The organism is Kluyvera sp. (genome assembly GCF_047971185.1).
GTDB lineage: Bacteria > Pseudomonadota > Gammaproteobacteria > Enterobacterales > Enterobacteriaceae > Kluyvera.
This window is the reverse complement of sequence record NZ_JBKDZH010000058.1, coordinates 47,411-67,258: the sequence shown is the minus strand read 5'-3', so window position 1 is coordinate 67,258 and position 19,848 is coordinate 47,411. Positions and strand designations below refer to the sequence as shown.

Below are 19,848 nucleotides of genomic sequence, written 5' to 3'. Positions count from 1 at the left end.
CTATCCGACTGGGGATTTCGTAGAATGGCAAAAATAAATAAAGAGATGATAGCCCGCATTCTTATCCTGGTTGGCGGGGCGTCAAACGTGGTGCAGGCGGGTAACTGTATGACTCGCCTGCGCTTAACGCTGCGTAATGAAGCACATGCCGACGCCGCGGCTATCCGCCAGGTGGAAGGCGTGATGGGCGTGGTGGTCAGCAACGAACAGTTCCAGATTATCCTCGGCCCGGGCAAAGCGCAGACCGCCTCGGAGATCATGAACCTGCTGCTGGAAGAAGCGCCGCTGGTTGAAGCGGAAGCGGTGGAATCCAGCGCTTCGCTGGCCGATATCGCCAGCGCCAAAAAGCAGGAGCTGAAGGGCAAGCAGACCAGCCGCGTGCAGAAATTCCTCGCCAGGTTCGCCACCATTTTCACGCCGCTGATCCCCGGTTTTATCGCCGTCGGCCTGCTGCTGGGCTTTGCCACGCTCGCCGAGCAGCTGTTCGTGCTGGAGAACGCGCATCCGAACGCCACGCTGGTTGATGTCATCAGCTACATGAAGGTGTTCAGTAAAGGCATGTTCACCTTCCTGAGTATTCTGATTGGCTATAACGCGCAGAAAGCTTTCGGTGGCTCTGGGGTGAACGGGGCGATTATCGCCGCGCTGTTTATCCTCGGCTACGACCCGAAAGCGGCGGTGGGTTTCTATTCCGGCATCTCCGACTTCTTCGGCCACACCATCGACCCGCGCGGCAATATCATCGGCGTGCTGATTGCCTCGATGATCGGCGCATGGGTGGAAAAACAGGTGCGCCGCATTATGCCGGCCAACCTCGATATGATCCTCACGTCGGCGGTCACGCTGCTGATTATGGGGGCGGTAACCTTCGTGGTGATTATGCCAATCGGCGGCTACCTGTTTACCGGCATGTCGTGGCTGTTCCTGCACCTTAACGGTAACCCGTTCGGTTCAGCGGTGCTGGCGGGGCTGTTCCTGCTGGCGGTGATGTTCGGCGTTCACCAGGGCTTTGTGCCGGTATACTTCGCGCTGATGGAAGCGCAGGGCTTCAACTCGCTGTTCACCATTCTGGCCATGGCGGGCGCGGGGCAGGTCGGCGCGGCGCTGGCGCTGTACTACCGCGCGAAGCAGGGCTCGCTGCTGCGTACCCAGATTAAAGGGGCGATTATTCCCGGCCTGCTCGGCGTGGGCGAGCCGCTGATCTACGGCGTCACGCTGCCGCGCATGAAGCCGTTTGTCACCGCCTGTCTCGGCGGCGCGTGCGGCGGCTTCTTTATCGGCCTGGTGGCCTGGCTGGGGCTACCGGTGGGTCTGAATACGGTCTTCGGGCCGTCTGGTCTGGTGGCGCTACCGCTGATGACCTCCAACAGCGGTATCTATGCCGGGATGGCGGTCTACGCGGCGGGTCTCGCCGTGGCCTATCTGTGCGGCTTCCTGCTCACCTGGCTTTTCGGCAGTAAAAACGTCGATCTCAGCTAACCTTTTTGCCCCCGGCGCGCCGCTGGGGGCAAGCTCTCCGCCATGCTATGATGCCCGTCATAACACAATAATATGACAGGGTTGAGGAAAAATGGGCGCCACCAGAAAAGGGATGCTTAACGTATTAATCGCCGCAATATTATGGGGAAGCTCCGGCGTTTGCGCGCAGTACATCATGGAACACAGTCAGATGGGCTCGCCGTTTCTGACGATGATTCGCCTGCTATCCGGCGGTTTTATTCTGCTGACGTTTTCTTTCCTCCACGGCGACGGCATCTTCCGTCTCTTTAAGAACCGCAAAGACACAATTAGCCTGCTGATTTTCTCGCTCGTCGGCGCGATGACCGTCCAGCTCACCTTCCTGATGGCAATTGAAAAATCCAACGCCGCGACGGCTACTATTTTGCAGTTCCTGTCGCCCACCATCATCGTCGCCTGGTTTGCTATCGTGCGTAAAGCGCGGCCGGGAACCTTTGTGTTTGCCGCCATCGCCACGTCGCTTATCGGCACCTTCCTGCTGGTGACCCACGGCGATCCAACGTCGCTCTCCATTTCCGGCGCGGCGCTGTTCTGGGGCATTGCTTCGGCCTTCGCCGCCGCGTTCTACACCACCTACCCGTCAACGCTGATTGCCCGCTACGGCACGCTGCCGATCGTCGGCTGGAGCATGCTGCTCGGCGGCGCGATGCTGCTGCCGTTCTACGCCGGACAGGGCACTCATATTGTGATTACCGGCAACCTACTGCTGGCCTTTTTCTATCTGGTGGTGATTGGCACCTCTCTCACCTTCAGCCTGTACCTGAAAGGCGCACAGATGATTGGCGGGCCAAAAGCCAGCATCCTCAGCTGCGCCGAACCGCTGAGCAGCGCATTTCTGTCGCTGCTGCTGCTCGGCATCAGCTTCACCCTGCCGGACTGGCTGGGCACGCTGCTGATTCTGTCGTCGGTAGTGCTGATTTCGCTGGATTCCCGGCGTCGGGTGAAAACGGCGTAGCGGCAAATGGCCCGGTAACGAAGGTTACCGGGCAAAAATTCAGTGCTGCAGAGAAGCCAGCTCGTCGGCGGAAAGACCGGTGATTAATTGAACCATCGCCGCGTCGATGCCATTTTCCAGCATCGTTCGAGCAATGCGTAGCGCTTCCTGGCGTACGCCCTGCTGCAATCCCTGCTGAACGCCCTCCTTTCTGCCTTCCCAGTGCCCCTCTTCCCGCAGCCTATCCGCAATGGTCATGATTTTCTCCTTCTGTTCGGGTACACGTTCAACCGCCGCCTGGAGAAATTCGTGAAAACGAACCGCATCTCCTGACCGCAGCAGGTAATTAAACAACGCTTCCATCTGGCTGTCAGTAGCACATCCCGTAACCAGTAATCGGGCGATCTGGTCGACTAATGCCAACAAATCGCGCTGGCGAATATGCTTCTGCACCAGCTCCAGCAGCGCCACACGGCGATGCTGCATAATCTCATCGTCCGGCACCACGGTAATATCAACCAGCGGAGCTCGAAATCGCCACGCAAAATGACGTACCGGCGAATACGGCTTATAGTTAAGAAAACGCATTAACATAAGGATATTCATCATGAAAAAGATCTGTCTCGCCGTCTGCCTGATGCTGCCTGCGGTGGCATTTGCCGCGCCGCTGGAAGGGCTGAAATTCGAGCAGCAAAAGCAGCAGGTGGTGAAAGACGTGAAGCAGAACTGCCCTGCCAGCGGCGGGATGAGTGATACCCAGTTTGCCAACCAGATTCTGGATTCGGCAGAGAACAAAACGGCGGTGCACAGCGCGACGCGGGCGCTGGATAAGAACGATCGCGCGGCCTATGAGAAGGCGATTCGCGAGATTCAGTGCCCGGCGAAATAGTCCGGGCTACCGACATTGATGCGCGGCTCATCATTACCGTTTGTAGAATGCGGTCACCGCCCCTTTAAGGAGTCCGCTAGCGACTGCCAGTTGAAGGGTTCAAGCCCGGCGTAATCGAGACCGCGCTCGCGCATCTGCTGCGGTAAGCCGCGCTGGACCCGCACCGTAGACTGGCTCATCATCCCTTCGCCGCCCGCATCGCGCAGGGTTTTCACGACCTCTTCCATTTCTTCGCTACGGCGCACGCCGTGCTCGGCGACGCGGCTAATCAGATAGCCCGCAAATGCGCCATCCCAGCCCAGCGAGGGGAAGCTGGCGTGCAGCGAGGCCAGCACCTCCTCTTCAACGCCGTACTCGCGCGCGGCAAACAGGCATTCGGTGGTCAGCGCCTCCAGCCCTTTAATCATCACGCTGCGACACATTTTGATGGCAGACACTTTACCCACCGCCGTATCGCCGTAGCGGGCGTTAAACCCCAGCTGATTCAGCACATCGGTCACCGACTCCGCCTGCGGGCCGCCCACCAGCAGCGGGGTTTTCATCCGCGCGGGCGGGACCGGCGCCATTACCGCCACATCCACGTACACGCCGGGCGCAAAGGCGCGAGCGGCCTGACGCTTGGTGTCCGGCGCCACCGAGTTAAGATCGAGAAAGAACTGCCCGCTCTGCATAAGCGTCGCACTCTGCACCGCCACGTCCAGCGCCGAACCGGCAGTGACGGTGGAAAACACCCACCCTGCGCCGTCGAGCGCCTCCGCCAGCGAGCTCGCTGCCCGCACGCCGCACCGCTCGGCCTTTGCCAGCATCGCATCGCGTTCCGCGCCAATGAATTTTTTATCCCACACCACCACCGAATGCAGGCCCGCCAGCTCGCTCGCCAGAATAGTTCCCGCTTCGCCAAAACCGATAAACGCAATATGTCTCATCTTCACTCCCGGGTTGCCGGAATAAACACATCCCCAGCGAACAGCAGCCGGGCGGTCCGCAGCAGCCCACAGCCCGCCAGCCCGCCGTCATCACCACGCTGCAGCGCTACGCTAAACTCGCCGCCAGGATGCTCGACGCTGACCATCAGTTCGTGCGCGTCAGTGACCTTAGCCAGCCCCTGCGCTACCGAACCGGGCAGCAGGCAGGCGGTGGCGACGCTCACCGCGCCGAACACGCCAATCGAGGCGTGGCAGCGGTGAGGAATAAAGGTTCGGCAGCTGATTGCCCCACCGTCACGCGGCTCGGCAATCAGCGTCATTTTCGGTACGCTGCGCTGGGATACGTCGCCAAGATTCATCCGTGGCCCCGCCTGCAGGCGAATGGATTCGAGCCGCTGCTTGAGCGCCACATCGGCGTCCAGCTGTTCACGGGTTTCATAGCCCGATCGTCCGAGATCGCTGGCCCGTAGCAGGATCACCGGCATACCGTTATCAATGCAGGTGACGTCGATCCCCTCAAAACGATCGACCACGTTGCCGGTTGGCAGCAGCGCGCCGCAGGTCGCACCGGCAATATCAAGGAAGTGCAGGATTATCGGGCTGGCGGTATCCGGCACGCCGTCGATACGCGCCTCACCGCCGTACTCCACGCCTTCCGCCGAGCAGGGCACGTCGGCGATCGCAATCTGTCCGGTATTAACCATGTGCACCCGCACCTGCGTCATCGGCGCAACCCGCGCTACCAACCCCCGTTCGATGGCAAACGGCCCCACTGCCGCCAGAATATTGCCGCAGTTCTGGCCGTAGTCGACCACCGCGCGATCGACGTTGACCTGGGCGAAGAGATAGTCCACGTCGGCATCCGGGCGCGTTGAGGGCTGAATAATCGCCACCTTGCTGGTGAGCGGATCCGCGCCGCCGATACCGTCAATCTGCCGGGGATCCGGCGACCCCATCACCGCCAGCAGTACCGCGTCGCGCTGTTCAGGCGACGTGGGTAGATCGGAGGCCAGAAAGCAGGCCGCCTTCGAGGTGCCGCCCCGCATCCACAGGCAGGGAATTCTGCGCTGCGCCATGTTAATCCCTCACCTCTTCAGCCGAATCAAAATAGCGCAGCCCCTTCTCGGCCAGACGCGGGCGCATGGCGTAGATATCCAGCCCCAGCTCGCCGCTGCGCATCCGCTCGCGCTTCGCCGTTTCGTTGGCGATGCGGCTCTCCGCCTTCGCCAGCACCGTATCCGCCAGCGCGTGCGGCACCACCACCACGCCGTCATCATCGGCCACCACCACGTCTCCCGGCACCACCAGCTGGCCGCCGCAGATAAGCGGCACGTTGACGGATCCGAGGGTCTCTTTCACCGTCCCTTGGGCATAGACCTGCCGCGACCACACCGCAAAGCCCATCTCTCGCAACGTCTGGGAGTCACGAATGCCGATATCGCCCACCAGGCCAATCACGCCGCGCGCCTGTAGCGAGGTCGCCAGCAGATCGCCGAAGAAACCGTCACCGCAGGGTGACGTTGGGGCGACCACCAGGATATCGCCCGGCTGGCATAGCTCAACGGCCACGTGGAACATCCAGTTATCGCCCGGCGTCACCAGCACCGTGACGGCATTGCCCGCGCGGCTGGCGCCCTGCTGAATCGGGCGAATATGCGGGTTCATCAGCCCCTGACGCGCGTGGGATTCGTGAATCGTCGCGACGCCCGCCGTGGCAAACTGACGTAATTTGCCACCGTCGGTGCGCGGAATATGGCGAATGGCGACGCCTTTTTTATTGAGTAAATTCATGCCAGGTCCCCCGTTACGCGCGGGAAGATGCTCTGGAAGCCTTCCGCATGGCTGATATCACGCGCGGCGGTAATGCCGATGTTGCGCTTCGCCTGCACGCCGCGCTGCAGCGCCACGCGGGTGTAGTACTCCCACAGATGCTCCTGCCCCTGCATGCACTGGATGGCGCGGTACTTTTTCTCCCACACGCTGGTGATATCCAGCAGCACGTCCGGCTTCCAGTTGCACTGCTCCGGCTGATGCGGCTCAAAGCAGTAGACCGGCGGCGCGGCCACTACCGGCTCGCCGGGACGATAGCCTTCCGCCTGGGCGATAATGCGCGCCTCCTGGGCCAGGTTAGAGGCCAGCGGATGATCGTAGTTGTACGGATCGTGCATCGAATGGGTGAGGACAAAGTGCGGCTGCACGCGGCGGTAGACGTCCGCCAGGCGGAACAGCGTCTCTTTGTCGGCGCGCAGCGGGTAATCGCCGATATCAAAAAACTCCACGCTCGCACCGAGAATATCGGCCGCCGCCTGCGCTTCCTGCTGGCGATGCTGCTTCACTTTTTGTTCGGTCATATTGCCCTTGCGCCACAGCTTTGCGGATTCGCCGCGTTCGCCGAACGACAGGCAGACAATATGCACCTGGTAGCCTTGCTCGGCGTGCAGAGCAATAGCGCCGCCCGCACGCCAGACGAAATCCGCCGAGTGAGCACTGACGATAAGGGCGCTTTTGGGGGTAATCAGAGTAGACATGTGGGCTTCCTTCTTGGTTTTTTTCCAGCTTGTCATGTCCGGGACGCAGCGGGTAATTCGTTAACTTGCGAAGGCTATGATTTTTATTTATGTTGATGATAAATCACCCGGCAAGAGAAGATGATTAGCATGATGCAGAGAAAAAACTATAAAGATATGAATATCATGCAGTTGCGGTTCTTTTGTCAGGTTGCCAGCCGCGGCAGCGTTTCCCGCGCCGCCGACGACTTATTCCGCACCCAGTCGGCGATTACCCGCGCTATACGCGATCTGGAGGCGACGCTCGACGTCACCCTGTTCGAACGCCATTACAGCGGGATGGTGCTAACGGAATACGGCAGGTGCATTTTACCGCGCGCGCTGCGGGCCATTGACGATTTGCAGGCCGTCCCGGCGCTGATGCAGCGGCTAAAAGAGCGCGCCGGGCCGCGCAAAGAGCTGCCCGATGCCGGCTGGCTGTTTAATACCCGGCGGCTGGAGATTTTTATTCAGCTCTACCACATCAACCATACCCAGACCGTCGCTAACCAGCTGGGCGTGACGCAGCCTGCCATCAGCGCGGCGCTGAAGATTCTGGAAAAGGGAGCCGGATCGGCGCTGTTTCGGCGCACGCCGGAGGGGGTGAGGCCAACGGCCGCTGCCGATGCGCTCTACCCCAGCGTCAGCCGCGCATTGAATGAACTGGCGCACATCTGGGACGATCTGGCGGCCAGACGCGGAGTTCTGGTAGGGAACGTGCGCATTGGCGCGCTACCGCTCAGCCGCACGCAGCTGCTACCGGCGGCGATCGGCGCCTTTCTGGCGCAGCATCCCGGCATTCGCATTCTGACCAACGAAAGCCCGTATGAATCCCTGGTGTCGGACATGCGGGCAGGGAATATTGATTTTATTATCGGCGCGCTGCGCCAGCATGACGCCCTGCCGGAGCTAAGCTGCGAGGCGCTGTTTGAAGAAGAGATGCTGATTCTGGTACGTAACGATCACCCGTTGCTCAGCCACCCGGATCCGCTCAGCCAGCTGACGAACGCCCAGTGGGTACTGCCGCGCAGCAACGCCCCGGCGCGCCATCTACTGGACCAGGCCTTTGTCGCGCTGGGCCTGCCGCAGCCGCTGCCGGTGGTGGAAACCGGCGACGCCGCGATGGTGCGCGGGCTGCTGCTCGACTCGCCGCTGCTGGCCGCCGTTTCCGCCAGCCAGATGCGCTTTGAGATAGATAATCATCTGCTGACCGTCCTGCCGGTGAAGCTGCCCAATACGCGCCGACGCATCGGGCTGACCTTCCGCGAAGGCAGCCTGCCCTCGCCCGCCACCCAGGCGCTGGTGAACTTTATCCGCCAGCAGGTGGCGGCCGGTTAACGGGCCGGCGTTTTTGTCCCCGCGACCGAGTAGGTCACCTGCTGGTTGCGGGTTTTCTGGAACTCGTCAAGCGTCTGCCCGCGCATGGCGGCGTAGATATGCAGATTCGACACGCCGACCACCGCGCCCATTTTTTCCAGCAGGAAGAAACTGGCGCCGTACTGGATCAGGCCACGCCAGTCGCGCGCCGTCAGCAGCTGCTGTTCTTGCTCACTGAGCTCAGCTTCATCGTACAGCGCCTGCGGCGCATGGAGGAAACGCTCGCGCCACGCGGGCTGCGTCAACTTGTGCAGAAAGGCGTTCAGCCGCATACCGTTGAGGCTGCGCTCGTGGGTAAACGGATAGGTACCGGGCAGCTTTTCCACCCCCGCCAGCTGGCGCGCCATATGCTGGCGATGGCGCGTCAACGTGTCCACCGGCGGCAGACGGGCGTTGTTTTCCAGAATCAGCGTGGCGATACCGGTCATCGACGGCAGATAGTAATCACGCCAGGTTTCGCTGACGTTGGCCGACAGCGCGCCGCGCATCACCAGCCACATGATCACCTCCGAGCCTTCCATACCGCCCAGCTCGGCGTATTCCGCCAGCGTCATTTCGGTCAGTTTTTGCGGATCGTTGACCAGCATATCGACGAACTGCGCGTCCCACTCGGTGTTGTTAAAACCGCAGCGCTCGCCGTGCACCTGATGCGATAGCCCGCCGGTGGCCACAATGGCGACGCTGATATCCTCCGGGAAGCTCTCAATCGCCCGACGCAGCGCCTGGCCAAGCTTGTAGCAACGGCGCGCGCTCGGCACCGGGAATTGCAGCACGCCAATCTGTAGCGGCACCACGTTGGTCGGCCATTCACCGCTCTGCCAGGGCAGCAGCGCCGACAGCGGCGAAAACAGCCCGTGATCGAGCTTTTTGTTCATAAAGAACGACATATCAAACTCGTCGGCCATCAGGCTGCTGCCAATATGGCGCGACAGCGCGGCGTTGCCTTTGATCGGCGGCAGATTGCGCGGGCCGCCCCCCTCATCGGCGACGCCGTATTCGTTATCAATCCCCAGCGCGAAGGTGGAGTAGTGGTCGAAGAAAAAAGCGGTCACATGGTCGTTAAAGATATACACCAGCGCATCCGGCTTTTTCTCGGCGAGCCAGCGCTGCAGCGGCTCAAAGCTCTCAAAGATCGGCGCCCACGCCGCGTCGTGCTGTTTATGATGATCGACCGCGAAGCCAATGGTCGGGGTATGGGAGACGGCAATTCCGCCAATAATTCTGGCCATAGGTTAACTCCACTTATCGATGAGAGGCGGTTTGCGATAACGCAACATCGCCCGCCGCACGCGGCGTCTGCGCCACGTTACGCGAATTCATACGGTGCATCAGGATGCAGGCCGCCGCCAGACAGGCCGGTAGCGCCAGCACGAGGAAAATCGACGAGTGCCCCGGTACTGCCAGCATGATGACGCCACCGAGCGTCGAACTTAAAATCGCGCCGATGCGGCCAATACCGTGCATCCAGCTTACGCCGGTGGCGCGAATTTCGGTCTGATAGTAGGCCGGTGAATAGGCCTGCAGGCCGTTCTGCGCGCCGTTAATGCACATGCCGCTGATAAAGATCAGCACCGACAGCGCCGCCGAGCCGAAGTCCATCAGCCCCTGCGACAGCAGACACAGGCAGCCAAGGAAATAGGTTGCCGCGATCACCACTTTCGCCGAAGTGCGATCCATCAGGTAGCCCACCAGAATACCGCCCAGCGGGCCGCCGAGCTGGAACAGGCCGGTGATGATCGCCGCCTGCTGCAGCGACAGGCCGCCGGAGCGCAGAATGGTCGGCAGCCAGCCGTTCAGCAGGTAAATCACAAACAGGCCCATGAAATAGGTCAGCCACAGCGCGACCGTTCCGCGCGCATAGCCGCCGCGGAATAGCTGGATCACTTTGGCATGACGGGAGATTTCCGGCGTGCTGAGGGTAAACAGCGTGCTGGCGGCAAAGCTTCCCCCCATCCGATTCAGCACGCGGGCGATTTCCGCCCCCGGCAGGCGTCGCGCCACCATATTCATGGCGGATTCCGGCAGCATCACCAGCATAAAGGGCAGTACGATAAGCGGCAGCGCGCCGCCGAAAATCAGCGCCGAGTGCCAGCTGTAGTGCGACAGCAGCGCGGCGGCGATGAAGCCACCCAGCCCGGAGCCGACGTTAAATCCGCTGTACATTAGCGTAATCATCAGCCCTTTACGCCGTTCCGGCATGTATTCCGCCACCAGCGTCACACAGTTTGGCATGACCGCCCCCAGGCCCAGCCCGGTCAGGAAACGCAGCAGCGCCAGCTGCGTCGGCGTTTGCGCCATTGCCGCCGCCAGGCTGAAGAGACCAAACAGCGCCACCGAGGCCAGCAGAATCCGCTTGCGCCCGTAGCGATCGGCCAGCGGCCCGGCAATCAGCGCACCCAGCGCCACGCCGAACATCGCGGCGCCGAGGATGGGCCCGAGCGCCGCGCGGCTGATGCCCCAGTCCTCCAGCAGCGCCGGGGCGATAAAGCCCATCACCGCGGCGTCGTAGCCGTCGAGCATGATAATCACGAAACAGAGAAACAGGATTTTCCACTGAAAGCGCGAGATTGGTCGGGCATCTATCCACGCTTTTACATCTACACCGGTAGAGAGGTTCATAGGGTCACTTCCTTAAAGAGGAGGTCTGAATGTTCTGGTTTGTGTTATTGGATGAACGTTCAGTCCACGGTAAGGCAGTCGCCCGACGCTGTCCGGTTCAAAAATCCGGGGGTAGGTATGAGTTATTTTTATATTGTGAGCGGGGTGGCAAAAAGGTGAAAGCGGGAAATGCCCCGCCGCAAACCCTGCGGCGGGCGGTAAAAACTAGCGCGGACGGGTATTGGGAAGGATTAAATCCCCGCGAAACGCGGTGTGGCCCGGCGTCTGCGTTTTTTCTTCCAGCCAGTGCACAATGCGCGCGGCGATAGCGTCCATCGAGTATTCAATCGCCGGGATGGTCGGGATGCCAGGCAGGTGCAGCGAACCGGCGAGGCTAAAGACCATCACGTCTTCCGGCACCCGCTTGTTAAAGGCCAGCAGCTGCGGGATCACCCGCTGCGCTTCCTGTTCGTCGGCCACCAGCAGGGCGTTAAAGCTGACCAGACTGGCGTTATTGAGCAGCTCCTGCAGCGCCACGGTAGACGAACTGCTGTCCATAAACACCAGATTGCGATTAAACGGCAGGAAGTTTTTCTCCAGCCCGTGCTTGTAGCCCAGCAGCACGTCGTCGGCAAAGCCGCTGCCCAGCGGTTGGATCAGCGCAATCTGCCGCCGCCCCTGGCTGGCGAGGTAATTGCAGGCGGTTTCCGCGGCAAATACGTGGTCAAACTGGATACTGTTGCCGGTCTCCGCTTCCGGGCAGTCAATCAGCACCACGTTGTCGCTTTCCACCTCCAGCGGGAAGCGCGCGCCGATAATCAGCACGTCATCGCACAGCCCGCTGGTCAGTTCGTCCAGCGCGGACATCACGCCGGTACGCGTATTGGCAAAGCGCAGCAGCAGATGCTTTTGATGCTGGCTGAACTGCTTTTCCAGCGCGTAAAGATAGCCGGTGGTCTGATTAATATTCTCCATGGCGCAAATGACGCCAATGCAGCCGGTGGATTGACTCAGCAGCGATTGGGCAATCACATTTGGCCGATAATTGAGCTCATCAACCGCCCGTAATACCGCTAGCCGGCTGGCCTCTTTGACGCCTCTTGAACCGCTCAACACACGTGAAACCGTGGCTTTAGATACCCCTGCCAGACGTGATACATCGTTGATTGTGGACATCTTTCTCCCCTGAAAAGGCACAATGCCTGCCGTAAAAATCCTCTGTACAGCAACGGCTTAAATGATAGCTGAGCCCAGTATATCCGTTTCTCTTTTTTCATGGAAACCGATTGTCCATTTGATGTCCATTTCATCGCAAAACGACATTTTTATGTGAGCCAGGACGAAATAATTAGTCTCATAAGCATGAGAAATTGATGGATATCACAGTTCTAAGTTTTATGAATAGAAACCGGTTTCAGTTTCATATCAAATCAAACTCGCAACAACTTTTTACATTTAGAGGAGGGTCGTCGATGTACAAAATTATGCTGTGCTGCTCCGCCGGAATGTCGACCAGTATGCTGGTCAGAAAAATGGTTGAAGCCGCGAAAGAACGGGACTTGCCGGTGAAAATTGATGCCTACGGCGTGTCCGAGTTTGATATCCAGTACCCGCAATATCAGGTGGTGTTACTGGGGCCACAGGTGAAGTACATGTTAAAAAGTTTGTCAGAAAAGGCCGCCGCCCAGAATATTCCCGTCCAGCCGATCGATACCATGGACTACGGAATGCAACGGGGTGACAAGGTACTCGATTACGCTCTGTCGCTGATTTCCGCGGCGCACTAAAAGGGTTTCCAGATGAGTTCTCTTTATCAGTCGATGGTTGCCGTTATTGAGCAATCCATAACCCCGCTGGCCGGCCGTCTCGGGCAGCAGAAATATGTCATCGCCATTCGCGACGGCTTCACCGCCGCGCTGCCGTTTATGATCATCGGTTCGTTCATGCTGGTGTTTATTTTTCCACCGTTTTCACCGGATACCACCAACGGTTTCGCCCGCGGCTGGCTGGATTTCTCTGAGCACTATCGCGAGCAGCTGATGCTGCCGTTCAACCTCAGCATGGGCGTGATGACGTTCTTTATCTCCGTCGGTATCGGGGCCAGCCTCGGCCGTCAGTTTAACCTCGATCCGGTGATGTCCGGACTGCTGGCGTTTATGGCGTTTCTGCTGGTCGCCGCGCCGTACGCCGACGGTAAAATTTCCACCCAGTACCTTTCCGGTCAGGGGATCTTTACCGCGCTGATTACCGCGATTTACTCCACCCGCGTCTATGCGTGGCTCAAACAAAACAACGTAACGATTCGCCTGCCGAAGGAAGTGCCGACCGGCGTGGCGCGTTCGTTTGAGATCCTGATTCCGGTGCTGGTGGTGATTGGCACGCTGCACCCGCTGAACCTGTTCATTGAAGCGCAGACCGGCATGATCCTGCCGCAGGCGATTATGCATGTGCTAGCGCCGCTGGTTTCCGCCTCTGACTCCCTGCCGGCGATTCTGCTGTCGGTGCTGATGTGCCAGATTTTCTGGTTTGCCGGGATTCACGGCTCGCTGATTGTCACCGGCATCATGAACCCGTTCTGGATGGCGAACCTCTCCGCTAACCAGGCCGCGCTGGCCGCCGGCACCGTCCTGCCGCACGTTTACCTGCAAGGCTTCTGGGATCACTACCTGCTGATCGGCGGCGTTGGCTGCACCTTACCGCTGGCGTTTTTGCTGCTGCGCAGCCGCGCCACGCATCTGCGTACTATTGGTAAAATGGGCATCGTTCCAAGCTTCTTTAATATCAACGAACCGATTCTGTTCGGCGCGCCGATTATTATGAACCCGATGATGTTTATCCCGTTCGTCTTCATTCCGATGATCAACGCCGTTCTGGCCTACACCGCAACCCGCCTCGGCTGGCTGGCGCAGGTGGTGTCTCTGACCCCGTGGACCACCCCGGCCCCCATCGGCGCGTCCTGGGCGGCCAACTGGGCGCTGAGTCCGGTCATCATGTGTATTATCTGCATGCTGATGTCGGCGGCGATGTATTTACCGTTCCTCCGTGCCTATGAACGTTCATTAATGAAAACGGAAGAGCAGAAATTAAAAGCGGCGACGCCTGTGGCCGAAACTATCAGCTAAGTCAGAGCTGATTAATATTACGCAATAGATATTTTTAGCCCTTATTGAAACGATGACTTTCACGAGTCAGGGGGACCTATTATGGTTAGGTTAGAAGACGCGGTAATGGAAATTATCATTAACGCCGGCCAATCCCGTTCGCTGTGTTTTGAAGCGCTGCACGCCGCGCGCAAAGGTGAGATCGAGGAAGCCAGAAATCTGCTGCGGGAAGCCGACGGCTACGCCCGCCAGGCGCATCATATGCAGACTCAGCTCATTGAGCAGGATGCAGGCGAAGCGCGCCAGCCGATGACATTGATTATGGTACACGCCCAGGATCATCTGATGAATTCCCTGCTGGCGCGTGAGCTGTCGGAAGAGATTATTCACCTTTACCAACGTTAATATTAAATTTTTCTGACTACGGAGAACTGTATTACGCTAATTATTTAACTGTACCCCTACGATATTAAAAATAGAATCAGCTTGTTTTGGTGGCGTCTTTTATATTTACACCAGAACGAGATGGTTATTGTCTGAAAATATAATTAATTAATTTGAGATAACCATGAAAACTGTAAAAAAACTTCCTTTAGCTATGGCGGTTATCGCCGCGCTTTGCCCACTCTCCTCTGTAATGGCACAAGAATTTACTCAGGAGCAAATCGACGCCATTGTGGCGAAGGCCGTCGATAAAGCGCTGGCGGACCGCCAGGCCAAAATGGACGCCGCTGCCGCCAAGAAGATAGACCTGGAAACTAACCCGCAAACCGCCGCCGCGACGCCGGATATGGCAGTGCCGTTCGGCCTGAAGTTCAGCGGCTACGCGCGCTACGGCGCGCATTTCCAGACCGGCGACCAGAAATACATTGGCGTCGACGGCTCCTATAACGGCGCCTCGGCGATTGGCCGTCTGGGTAACGAAAGCAACGGCGGTGAATTCCAGCTCACCAAGGCCTTTAAGAGTGACAAAGGCGCTATCTGGGATATCAACGTCATGTTCGACCACTGGAGCGACGAAGTTAACCTGAAAAAAGCCTACGTCGGCGTGACCAACGTGCTGGAGTCCAACCCGAATGCCTACATCTGGGCCGGTCGCGACTTCCACCAGCGTCCGCAACAGGGTATCAACGACTACTTCTGGATGAACCACGACGGCCAGGGCGCCGGGGTGAAAAACTTTGATATCGGCGGCGTGCAGTTCGACGTGGCCGCCGTCTCGCAGGTGAAATCCTGTAGCCCGGAAGTGATGGCCGATGAGACTAACCCGTCGCGCATTACCTGTACCGGCAGCTCCGACACCGGTGATGACGGCCACTACGCGCTGACCACCAAAACCCACAACCTCAAAGCCGGCCCGATCGACGTTGAAGTGTATGCTAACTACGGCTTTGATTCGAAAGCGGTGGATAACGATGAGCAGCTTGATGCCTGGCAGGGCGGCCTGCTGTTAAGCCATACCAACAGCGATGGCAGCGGCGTGAACAAAGTGATCCTGCGCTACTCCGATAACGCGGATAACAGCGTTTACAACAAAACGGACGGTCTGACCGCCATCTACGCCAGCTTCGAGGGGAACTACAAGTTTACCCAGCAGGCGCAGGTTGAATATCTGCTGGCCTTCCACGACTACGACAACAGCAAAGACAACACCGACAACCGTAAAAACTACGGCGCGATCGTGCGTCCGATGTACTTCTGGAACGACGTGCACTCCACCTGGCTGGAAGCGGGTTACCAGCGTGTCGATTACGATCAGGGCGGGGATAACCACGGCTGGAAGCTGACCCTGTCGCAGAACATCGCCATCGGTATGGGCCCGGAATTCCGTCCGATGCTGCGCTTCTACGTGACCGGTGGTCAGGTCGACAACAAGCGTACGGCGAAGGTGAACGGCACCGACGACCAGCAGCTGGATTCGCTGAACGTCGGCGGCATGTTTGAAGCCTGGTTCTAAGCTAGCGTGAAAACCCCCTCTCCCTGCTAAAGGGAGGGTTGGGGTGAGGGTTTGACTTTCGGGCCAACATACACCCCTTACCCTAACCTCTCCCCAACGGGGCGAGGGGACCCCATTGTGGCATTAGTGAATCTTCACTTTTGCGGTCACCAGCAGCGCCGTCAGCAGCATCAGCGCGCCGGAAATCATTAATGGCGACGTCAGCCCCAGACGGTCCAGCGCCAGGCCGCCAATCGCCGCGCCGCAGGTATTCGCCAGCTGAATTACCGCCACCTGAATAGAGCCGGCTTTTTCCGCCTGATCGGCAAGCGACCGGGTGATCCACGTCGACCAGCCCACCGGCACCAGCGCAAACGCCAGCCCCCAGATAATGGCGATAGCCGCGGCCACGATTTTTTCGTCGCCCCACAGACTCAGCACCAGCGCGCTCACCGCCAGCACCAGCGGCGCGCCGGCCAGCGCCAGTTTGACCGAGCGTTTAAGGATAACGGAGGAGAACGAGGTGCCGATAAAGCTGGCGATACCAAAGCTCAGCAGCACCAGCGTCAGGCCGTCGACGTCGAATCCCGCCAGATTCATATACACCGGACGAATATAGGTGAAAAAGGCGAACTGCCCGGCGAAGGACATAAAGATGGCGATCATCCCGGCCATCACGCCGGGGCGCTGCAGCAGGCTAAACATGTTCTGCTTGTGATGCGCAGGCTCGCCCGGCAGCGACGGCAGCGCCTTCAGCACCCAGACAATGCACAGCAGCCCCATCACCGCCGCCGCGTTAAAGACGTTGCGCCAGCCGATAATGCCGCCCAGAAAACTGCCCAGCGGCGCGGCAATCACCAGCGCGATGGACACCGCACCAAAGATTACCGACAGCGCCTTCGGCACTGTGCGAGCGGGCACCAGACGCATAGTCAGCGAGGCCGACATCGCCCAGAAGCCGCCAAGCGCCAGCCCCAGACAGGCGCGGCCCAGCAGCAACAGCGTAAACGAACTAGCGAACGACACCAGCAGGCAGGAGAGCGTCAGCAGCACGGAGAACAGAATCACCACGTAGCGACGGTTGGTGGCGCCAATAGCCTGAGTAATAAACAGGCTGGAAAACATGGCGACAAACGCGGTCACCGTGACCGACTGCCCGGCGACGCCCTCGGAAATGCCCAGATCCTGCGCCATCGGCGTGAGCAGGCTAACGGGTAAAAACTCCACGGTAATCAGGCAGGCGACGCAAAACGCGACGGCAAAAACCGCCGACCAGTTGGGCCGCGCAACGACGTCGGCGCGGGTTTTTTCTTCGATATGTGCACTCATTTTGTTACCTGCGGAGGGTGTCTTTGCGGAAAAGACACGCAGTGTAACATCTTATTTGTGACGTATTTAACGTTTTAGCAACTGTTTTCCGGATGGCGACGTTGCCTTATTCAGCCAACATCAAAGATGAAACGCCACTCTCTTTCCTGTGGGTAATGTCACATCAATGCTTATCTCTCCCCCTAACGCTGTAACATAACGTTTTAACGTTGAGAGACGGGGATCGTTGTCTGCTTGCTCCATTTTCGCCACGGTAGGCTGTTTAACCCCCATTGCCGCAGCCAGCTCTGCTTGAGACACGTTCAGCTCTTCCCTTAATCGATTTAAGGCAATCGTCTGACGCATCTCTTCAACTTTTTCAGCGATACGCTTCTGACTTTCCGGGCTCTGTTTAGCCATTAACTCTTTAAGGGTCGCCATTCTCATTCCTTACTTGAGTGCTTCGGTTTGCTCCACGAACCAACAGTCGAAAACATCCGTTGTTTCCACCTCCCACATCGGCGATCCCTCATAGCAAATAAGCTATAAATAAATTATAGCCTATTTGCTATAAATCAATGAAATTCTCACTCTCCTCGCGCCGATTTCACCAGCCCGGTAATCCACTCCTGATGGCCGTTAATCATCGGGTTTGGCACGGTGCGCGCCAGTTCCTGCGCCGGAACGCCGATTTGCGATTCCTGGGTCAGAATACGCACGCGGTTGCCCGGAAGATCTTCGAACAGCCAGGCGTGGATAACGTCCAGACGGGTGGTGGCGTCGCCTTCCGCCCAGCCGTGCCAGGCAACCCGTGCGGCCTGGCCGTCAACCGGCGGCACGTATTCGGTAATCTGTGCTTCAATCGGGAAACCGAAAGTCGAGAAACGGAAGCGGGCGTTGGCGCTTAGCGTTGGGCCGCTGCCGTCGTGGAAATGGATATCCGCCACGTTGCTGTAGTAGGTTGGCCACAGGTTGGTGTCGTCGAGCTGTGCCCAAATCTGTTTGGCGGTCAGGCCGCTGACGATGATTTCGTTAGAGGCAAAGTTGTCGGTGGTGCCCGGCAGGTAGCCTTCCGGCCAGACGATAGCGCTTTGTTGCATGGACTGTTTCATGATGAACCTCGTGAGTGATGTTGTTGACGAGGTTCATCATGCGCTCGACAGTGATATAAATATAATCACCATTATTGATAAACAACATAATATAAAATGATATCAATGCAGCCAGTGAACGCCGTTTTCATCGTGGAACAGCGCGTTGTAGCGATGCTGGAAGGCGTTTAGCTCGCTAATCTCCGGCTCCAGCTCGCGCAGGAAGCTGAGCGCCAGACGCACCTGGGCGTCGGTGATGGGCGCGGCGAGACGGGCCTTTTGCAGCCGCCGATGCCAGCTGAGCATGTTGGATTCGCCGCCGTCGACGATGCACACCTGCCAGATCAGCAGCATCTGCGCCGCGTTCTGCAAATGGGCTTCGTTCGGGCGCTCCAGGTAACGTAAAAACTCTTCACCCTGCGCTTTCCCTAGCTGGTCAATCATCGATTCAACCGGCTCCGGCGTGATCGCCAGCCGCTCACTCAGACGGCGTATGGCCCGTCGGGAACTCGAGGTCAGGATCCGAAATCCGACAACAAATACCACCGCCAGGGTGGCCAGAATTAACCAGATCATGCACGCTCTCACTTAGCTAAACCCCGACATCATAATGGGATTTTGCGCTCTGTCGATAATCGGACGTGCCATAATGTGCGTTACCTCGCTGAAGGAACTCGATGATGAAACCGGATCTCAGAACGCTCGACTTCAACCTGCTGAAAACGCTGGACGCGCTGCTCGATGAGCGCAGCGTCACGCGCGCGGCGGCCAGGCTGGCGCTGACCCAGCCCGCCGTCAGCGGCATGCTGACCCGGCTGCGGGATAACTTTGACGATCCGCTGTTTATCCGCGCGCCGCACGGCATGGTGCCGACCCTGCGCGCCCAGCAGCTGGCCCCGGCGGTAAAGCAAATCCTTAGCGATATCAACGCACTGCTACAACCCGCGCAGTTCGACCCGTTAACCGCCGCGTTAACCTTCACGCTGGCCGCCACCGATTACGCCCTGAAGGCGGTGGTGGTGCCGTTTATCGCCGCGCTGAAGGTTCGCGCGCCCGGTATTAGGGTACGGGTGATTCCGGTGGAGCCGGAGCGGCTGGCCGCGCAGTTTGAGCAGGGAAAAATCGACCTCGCACTGCTTACGCCCAGCACCACGCCGGGCGATCTGCACAGCCGCACGCTGTACGAAGAGCGCTACGTCTGTATGCTACGCGCCGACCATCCGGACGCACAGCAGCCGCTGAACCTCGCCCGTTTCTGCGCGCTGGAGCATATTCTGGTCTCCTATGAGGGCGAGAGCTTCTGGGGCGTCACCGACGATGCGCTGGCAAAAGTGGGCTACAGCCGCCGAATCGGGCTGTCGGTGAGCAGCTTCCTGGTGCTGCCGGAAGTGCTGGCAATCAGCGAGATGATTGCGGTGGTACCAAGCCGTTTAGCCCGCGCTGACGCAGCGATCTGCGTGCAGGAGCCGCCGGTGGCGATTCAGGGGTTTACCAAAAGCATGGCCTGGCACGAGCGTACGCATCGCGATCCGGCGCAGCAGTGGCTGCGCGAGCTGCTGCATGAAACCAGCCAGCGCCAGGCATAAAAAAGCCCGGTGCAGAACCGGGCAAACGTTACCAAACA

The 19,848-nt window shown here is 58.9% G+C and carries 21 protein-coding genes; 9 read left to right on the top strand and 12 right to left on the bottom strand.

The features are described from left to right. The first annotated feature begins 24 nt into the window (after positions 1-24). Positions 25-1,479: a PTS N-acetylmuramic acid transporter subunit IIBC gene (murP, locus tag ACK5JN_RS17000; protein ID WP_416871238.1), complete on the top strand. Its 1,455-nt coding sequence runs from the start codon at positions 25-27 to the stop codon at positions 1,477-1,479. 91 nt (positions 1,480-1,570) lie between these two features. Further along, the gene (locus ACK5JN_RS16995; protein ID WP_416871237.1) at positions 1,571-2,473 is read left to right on the top strand and encodes an EamA family transporter; all 903 of its coding nucleotides are present in this window, start codon (positions 1,571-1,573) and stop codon (positions 2,471-2,473) included. Positions 2,474-2,512: 39 nt separating this feature from the next. Here ACK5JN_RS16995 and ACK5JN_RS16990 read toward each other — a convergent pair whose 3' ends face one another. Continuing rightward, entirely contained in the window at positions 2,513-3,040 is a 528-nt protein-coding gene (locus ACK5JN_RS16990; RefSeq protein WP_416871276.1) for an Rpn family recombination-promoting nuclease/putative transposase, read from the bottom strand. A 19-nt stretch (positions 3,041-3,059) separates the two neighbouring features. Here ACK5JN_RS16990 and ACK5JN_RS16985 point away from each other — a divergent pair, with 19 nt between their 5' ends. Continuing rightward, entirely contained in the window at positions 3,060-3,341 is a 282-nt protein-coding gene (locus ACK5JN_RS16985) for a YicS family protein (protein WP_416871236.1), read from the top strand. Between the two features lie 53 nt (positions 3,342-3,394). Here ACK5JN_RS16985 and ACK5JN_RS16980 read toward each other — a convergent pair whose 3' ends face one another. The 4 genes from ACK5JN_RS16980 to galB are packed head-to-tail and all read right to left on the bottom strand — an operon-like array spanning position 3,395 to position 6,795. Further along, positions 3,395-4,267 carry a DUF1932 domain-containing protein gene (locus ACK5JN_RS16980; RefSeq protein WP_416871235.1) on the bottom strand — a complete coding sequence of 291 codons (873 nt, stop codon included), beginning with the start codon at positions 4,265-4,267 and terminating at the stop codon, positions 3,395-3,397. 2 nt (positions 4,268-4,269) lie between these two features. After that, positions 4,270-5,343: a 4-oxalomesaconate tautomerase gene (locus ACK5JN_RS16975; RefSeq protein ID WP_416871234.1), complete on the bottom strand. Its 1,074-nt coding sequence runs from the start codon at positions 5,341-5,343 to the stop codon at positions 4,270-4,272. A 1-nt stretch (position 5,344) separates the two neighbouring features. Next, positions 5,345-6,058 (bottom strand): 4-carboxy-4-hydroxy-2-oxoadipate aldolase/oxaloacetate decarboxylase, encoded by a 714-nt coding sequence (locus ACK5JN_RS16970; protein ID WP_416871233.1) that lies wholly within the window; start codon positions 6,056-6,058, stop codon positions 5,345-5,347. Further along, positions 6,055-6,795 (bottom strand): 4-oxalmesaconate hydratase, encoded by a 741-nt coding sequence (gene galB, locus ACK5JN_RS16965; protein ID WP_416871232.1) that lies wholly within the window; start codon positions 6,793-6,795, stop codon positions 6,055-6,057. Before galB ends, ACK5JN_RS16970 begins: the two co-directional genes overlap by 4 nt. 129 nt (positions 6,796-6,924) lie before the next feature. Between galB and ACK5JN_RS16960 the strand changes: the two genes are divergently transcribed. Further along, entirely contained in the window at positions 6,925-8,151 is a 1,227-nt protein-coding gene (locus ACK5JN_RS16960; protein ID WP_416871231.1) for a LysR family transcriptional regulator, read from the top strand. Here the strand turns inward: ACK5JN_RS16960 and ACK5JN_RS16955 are convergent. The 3 genes from ACK5JN_RS16955 to ACK5JN_RS16945 all read right to left on the bottom strand — a co-directional run bounded on the left by ACK5JN_RS16955 (position 8,148) and on the right by ACK5JN_RS16945 (position 11,964). Beyond that, positions 8,148-9,419: a gallate dioxygenase gene (locus ACK5JN_RS16955; RefSeq protein WP_416871230.1), complete on the bottom strand. Its 1,272-nt coding sequence runs from the start codon at positions 9,417-9,419 to the stop codon at positions 8,148-8,150. The genes ACK5JN_RS16960 and ACK5JN_RS16955 overlap by 4 nt on opposite strands. Positions 9,420-9,432: 13 nt before the next feature. Next, positions 9,433-10,809 carry an MFS transporter gene (locus tag ACK5JN_RS16950; RefSeq protein ID WP_416871229.1) on the bottom strand — a complete coding sequence of 459 codons (1,377 nt, stop codon included), beginning with the start codon at positions 10,807-10,809 and terminating at the stop codon, positions 9,433-9,435. Positions 10,810-11,013: 204 nt separating this feature from the next. Further along, on the bottom strand, positions 11,014-11,964 hold the full coding sequence (locus ACK5JN_RS16945) for a LacI family DNA-binding transcriptional regulator (protein WP_416871228.1): 951 nt from the start codon (positions 11,962-11,964) through the stop codon (positions 11,014-11,016). Between the two features lie 296 nt (positions 11,965-12,260). On the opposite strand from ACK5JN_RS16945, the gene ACK5JN_RS16940 reads away from it, so the two are divergent. From ACK5JN_RS16940 to ACK5JN_RS16925, 4 genes are all read left to right on the top strand, one after another. Then, positions 12,261-12,575, top strand: a complete 315-nt coding sequence (locus ACK5JN_RS16940) for a PTS sugar transporter subunit IIB (RefSeq protein ID WP_416871227.1) — start codon at positions 12,261-12,263, stop codon at positions 12,573-12,575. A gap of 12 nt (positions 12,576-12,587) precedes the next feature. Then, a complete protein-coding gene (locus ACK5JN_RS16935; protein ID WP_416871226.1) occupies positions 12,588-13,910 on the top strand; it encodes a PTS sugar transporter subunit IIC in 1,323 nt (440 codons plus the stop codon). An 81-nt stretch (positions 13,911-13,991) separates the two neighbouring features. After that, positions 13,992-14,294 carry a PTS lactose/cellobiose transporter subunit IIA gene (locus ACK5JN_RS16930; RefSeq protein WP_416871225.1) on the top strand — a complete coding sequence of 101 codons (303 nt, stop codon included), beginning with the start codon at positions 13,992-13,994 and terminating at the stop codon, positions 14,292-14,294. Between the two features lie 163 nt (positions 14,295-14,457). After that, the gene (locus ACK5JN_RS16925) at positions 14,458-15,846 is read left to right on the top strand and encodes a carbohydrate porin (protein WP_416871224.1); all 1,389 of its coding nucleotides are present in this window, start codon (positions 14,458-14,460) and stop codon (positions 15,844-15,846) included. 123 nt (positions 15,847-15,969) lie between these two features. Here the strand turns inward: ACK5JN_RS16925 and nepI are convergent, their stop codons facing one another. From nepI to ACK5JN_RS16905, 4 genes are all read right to left on the bottom strand, one after another. Next, positions 15,970-17,154: a purine ribonucleoside efflux pump NepI gene (gene nepI / locus ACK5JN_RS16920; protein ID WP_416871223.1), complete on the bottom strand. Its 1,185-nt coding sequence runs from the start codon at positions 17,152-17,154 to the stop codon at positions 15,970-15,972. 120 nt (positions 17,155-17,274) lie between these two features. After that, complete coding sequence (locus ACK5JN_RS16915; protein ID WP_416871222.1) at positions 17,275-17,574, bottom strand: helix-turn-helix domain-containing protein; 300 nt, start codon at positions 17,572-17,574, stop codon at positions 17,275-17,277. Positions 17,575-17,720: 146 nt separating this feature from the next. Continuing rightward, positions 17,721-18,233, bottom strand: a complete 513-nt coding sequence (locus tag ACK5JN_RS16910; protein WP_416871275.1) for an SRPBCC domain-containing protein — start codon at positions 18,231-18,233, stop codon at positions 17,721-17,723. Positions 18,234-18,347: 114 nt separating this feature from the next. Then, the gene (locus ACK5JN_RS16905; RefSeq protein ID WP_416871221.1) at positions 18,348-18,800 is read right to left on the bottom strand and encodes a DUF1198 family protein; all 453 of its coding nucleotides are present in this window, start codon (positions 18,798-18,800) and stop codon (positions 18,348-18,350) included. 104 nt (positions 18,801-18,904) lie between these two features. On the opposite strand from ACK5JN_RS16905, the gene ACK5JN_RS16900 reads away from it, so the two are divergent. After that, entirely contained in the window at positions 18,905-19,810 is a 906-nt protein-coding gene (locus ACK5JN_RS16900; RefSeq protein WP_416871274.1) for a LysR family transcriptional regulator, read from the top strand. Positions 19,811-19,848 lie beyond the last annotated feature (38 nt).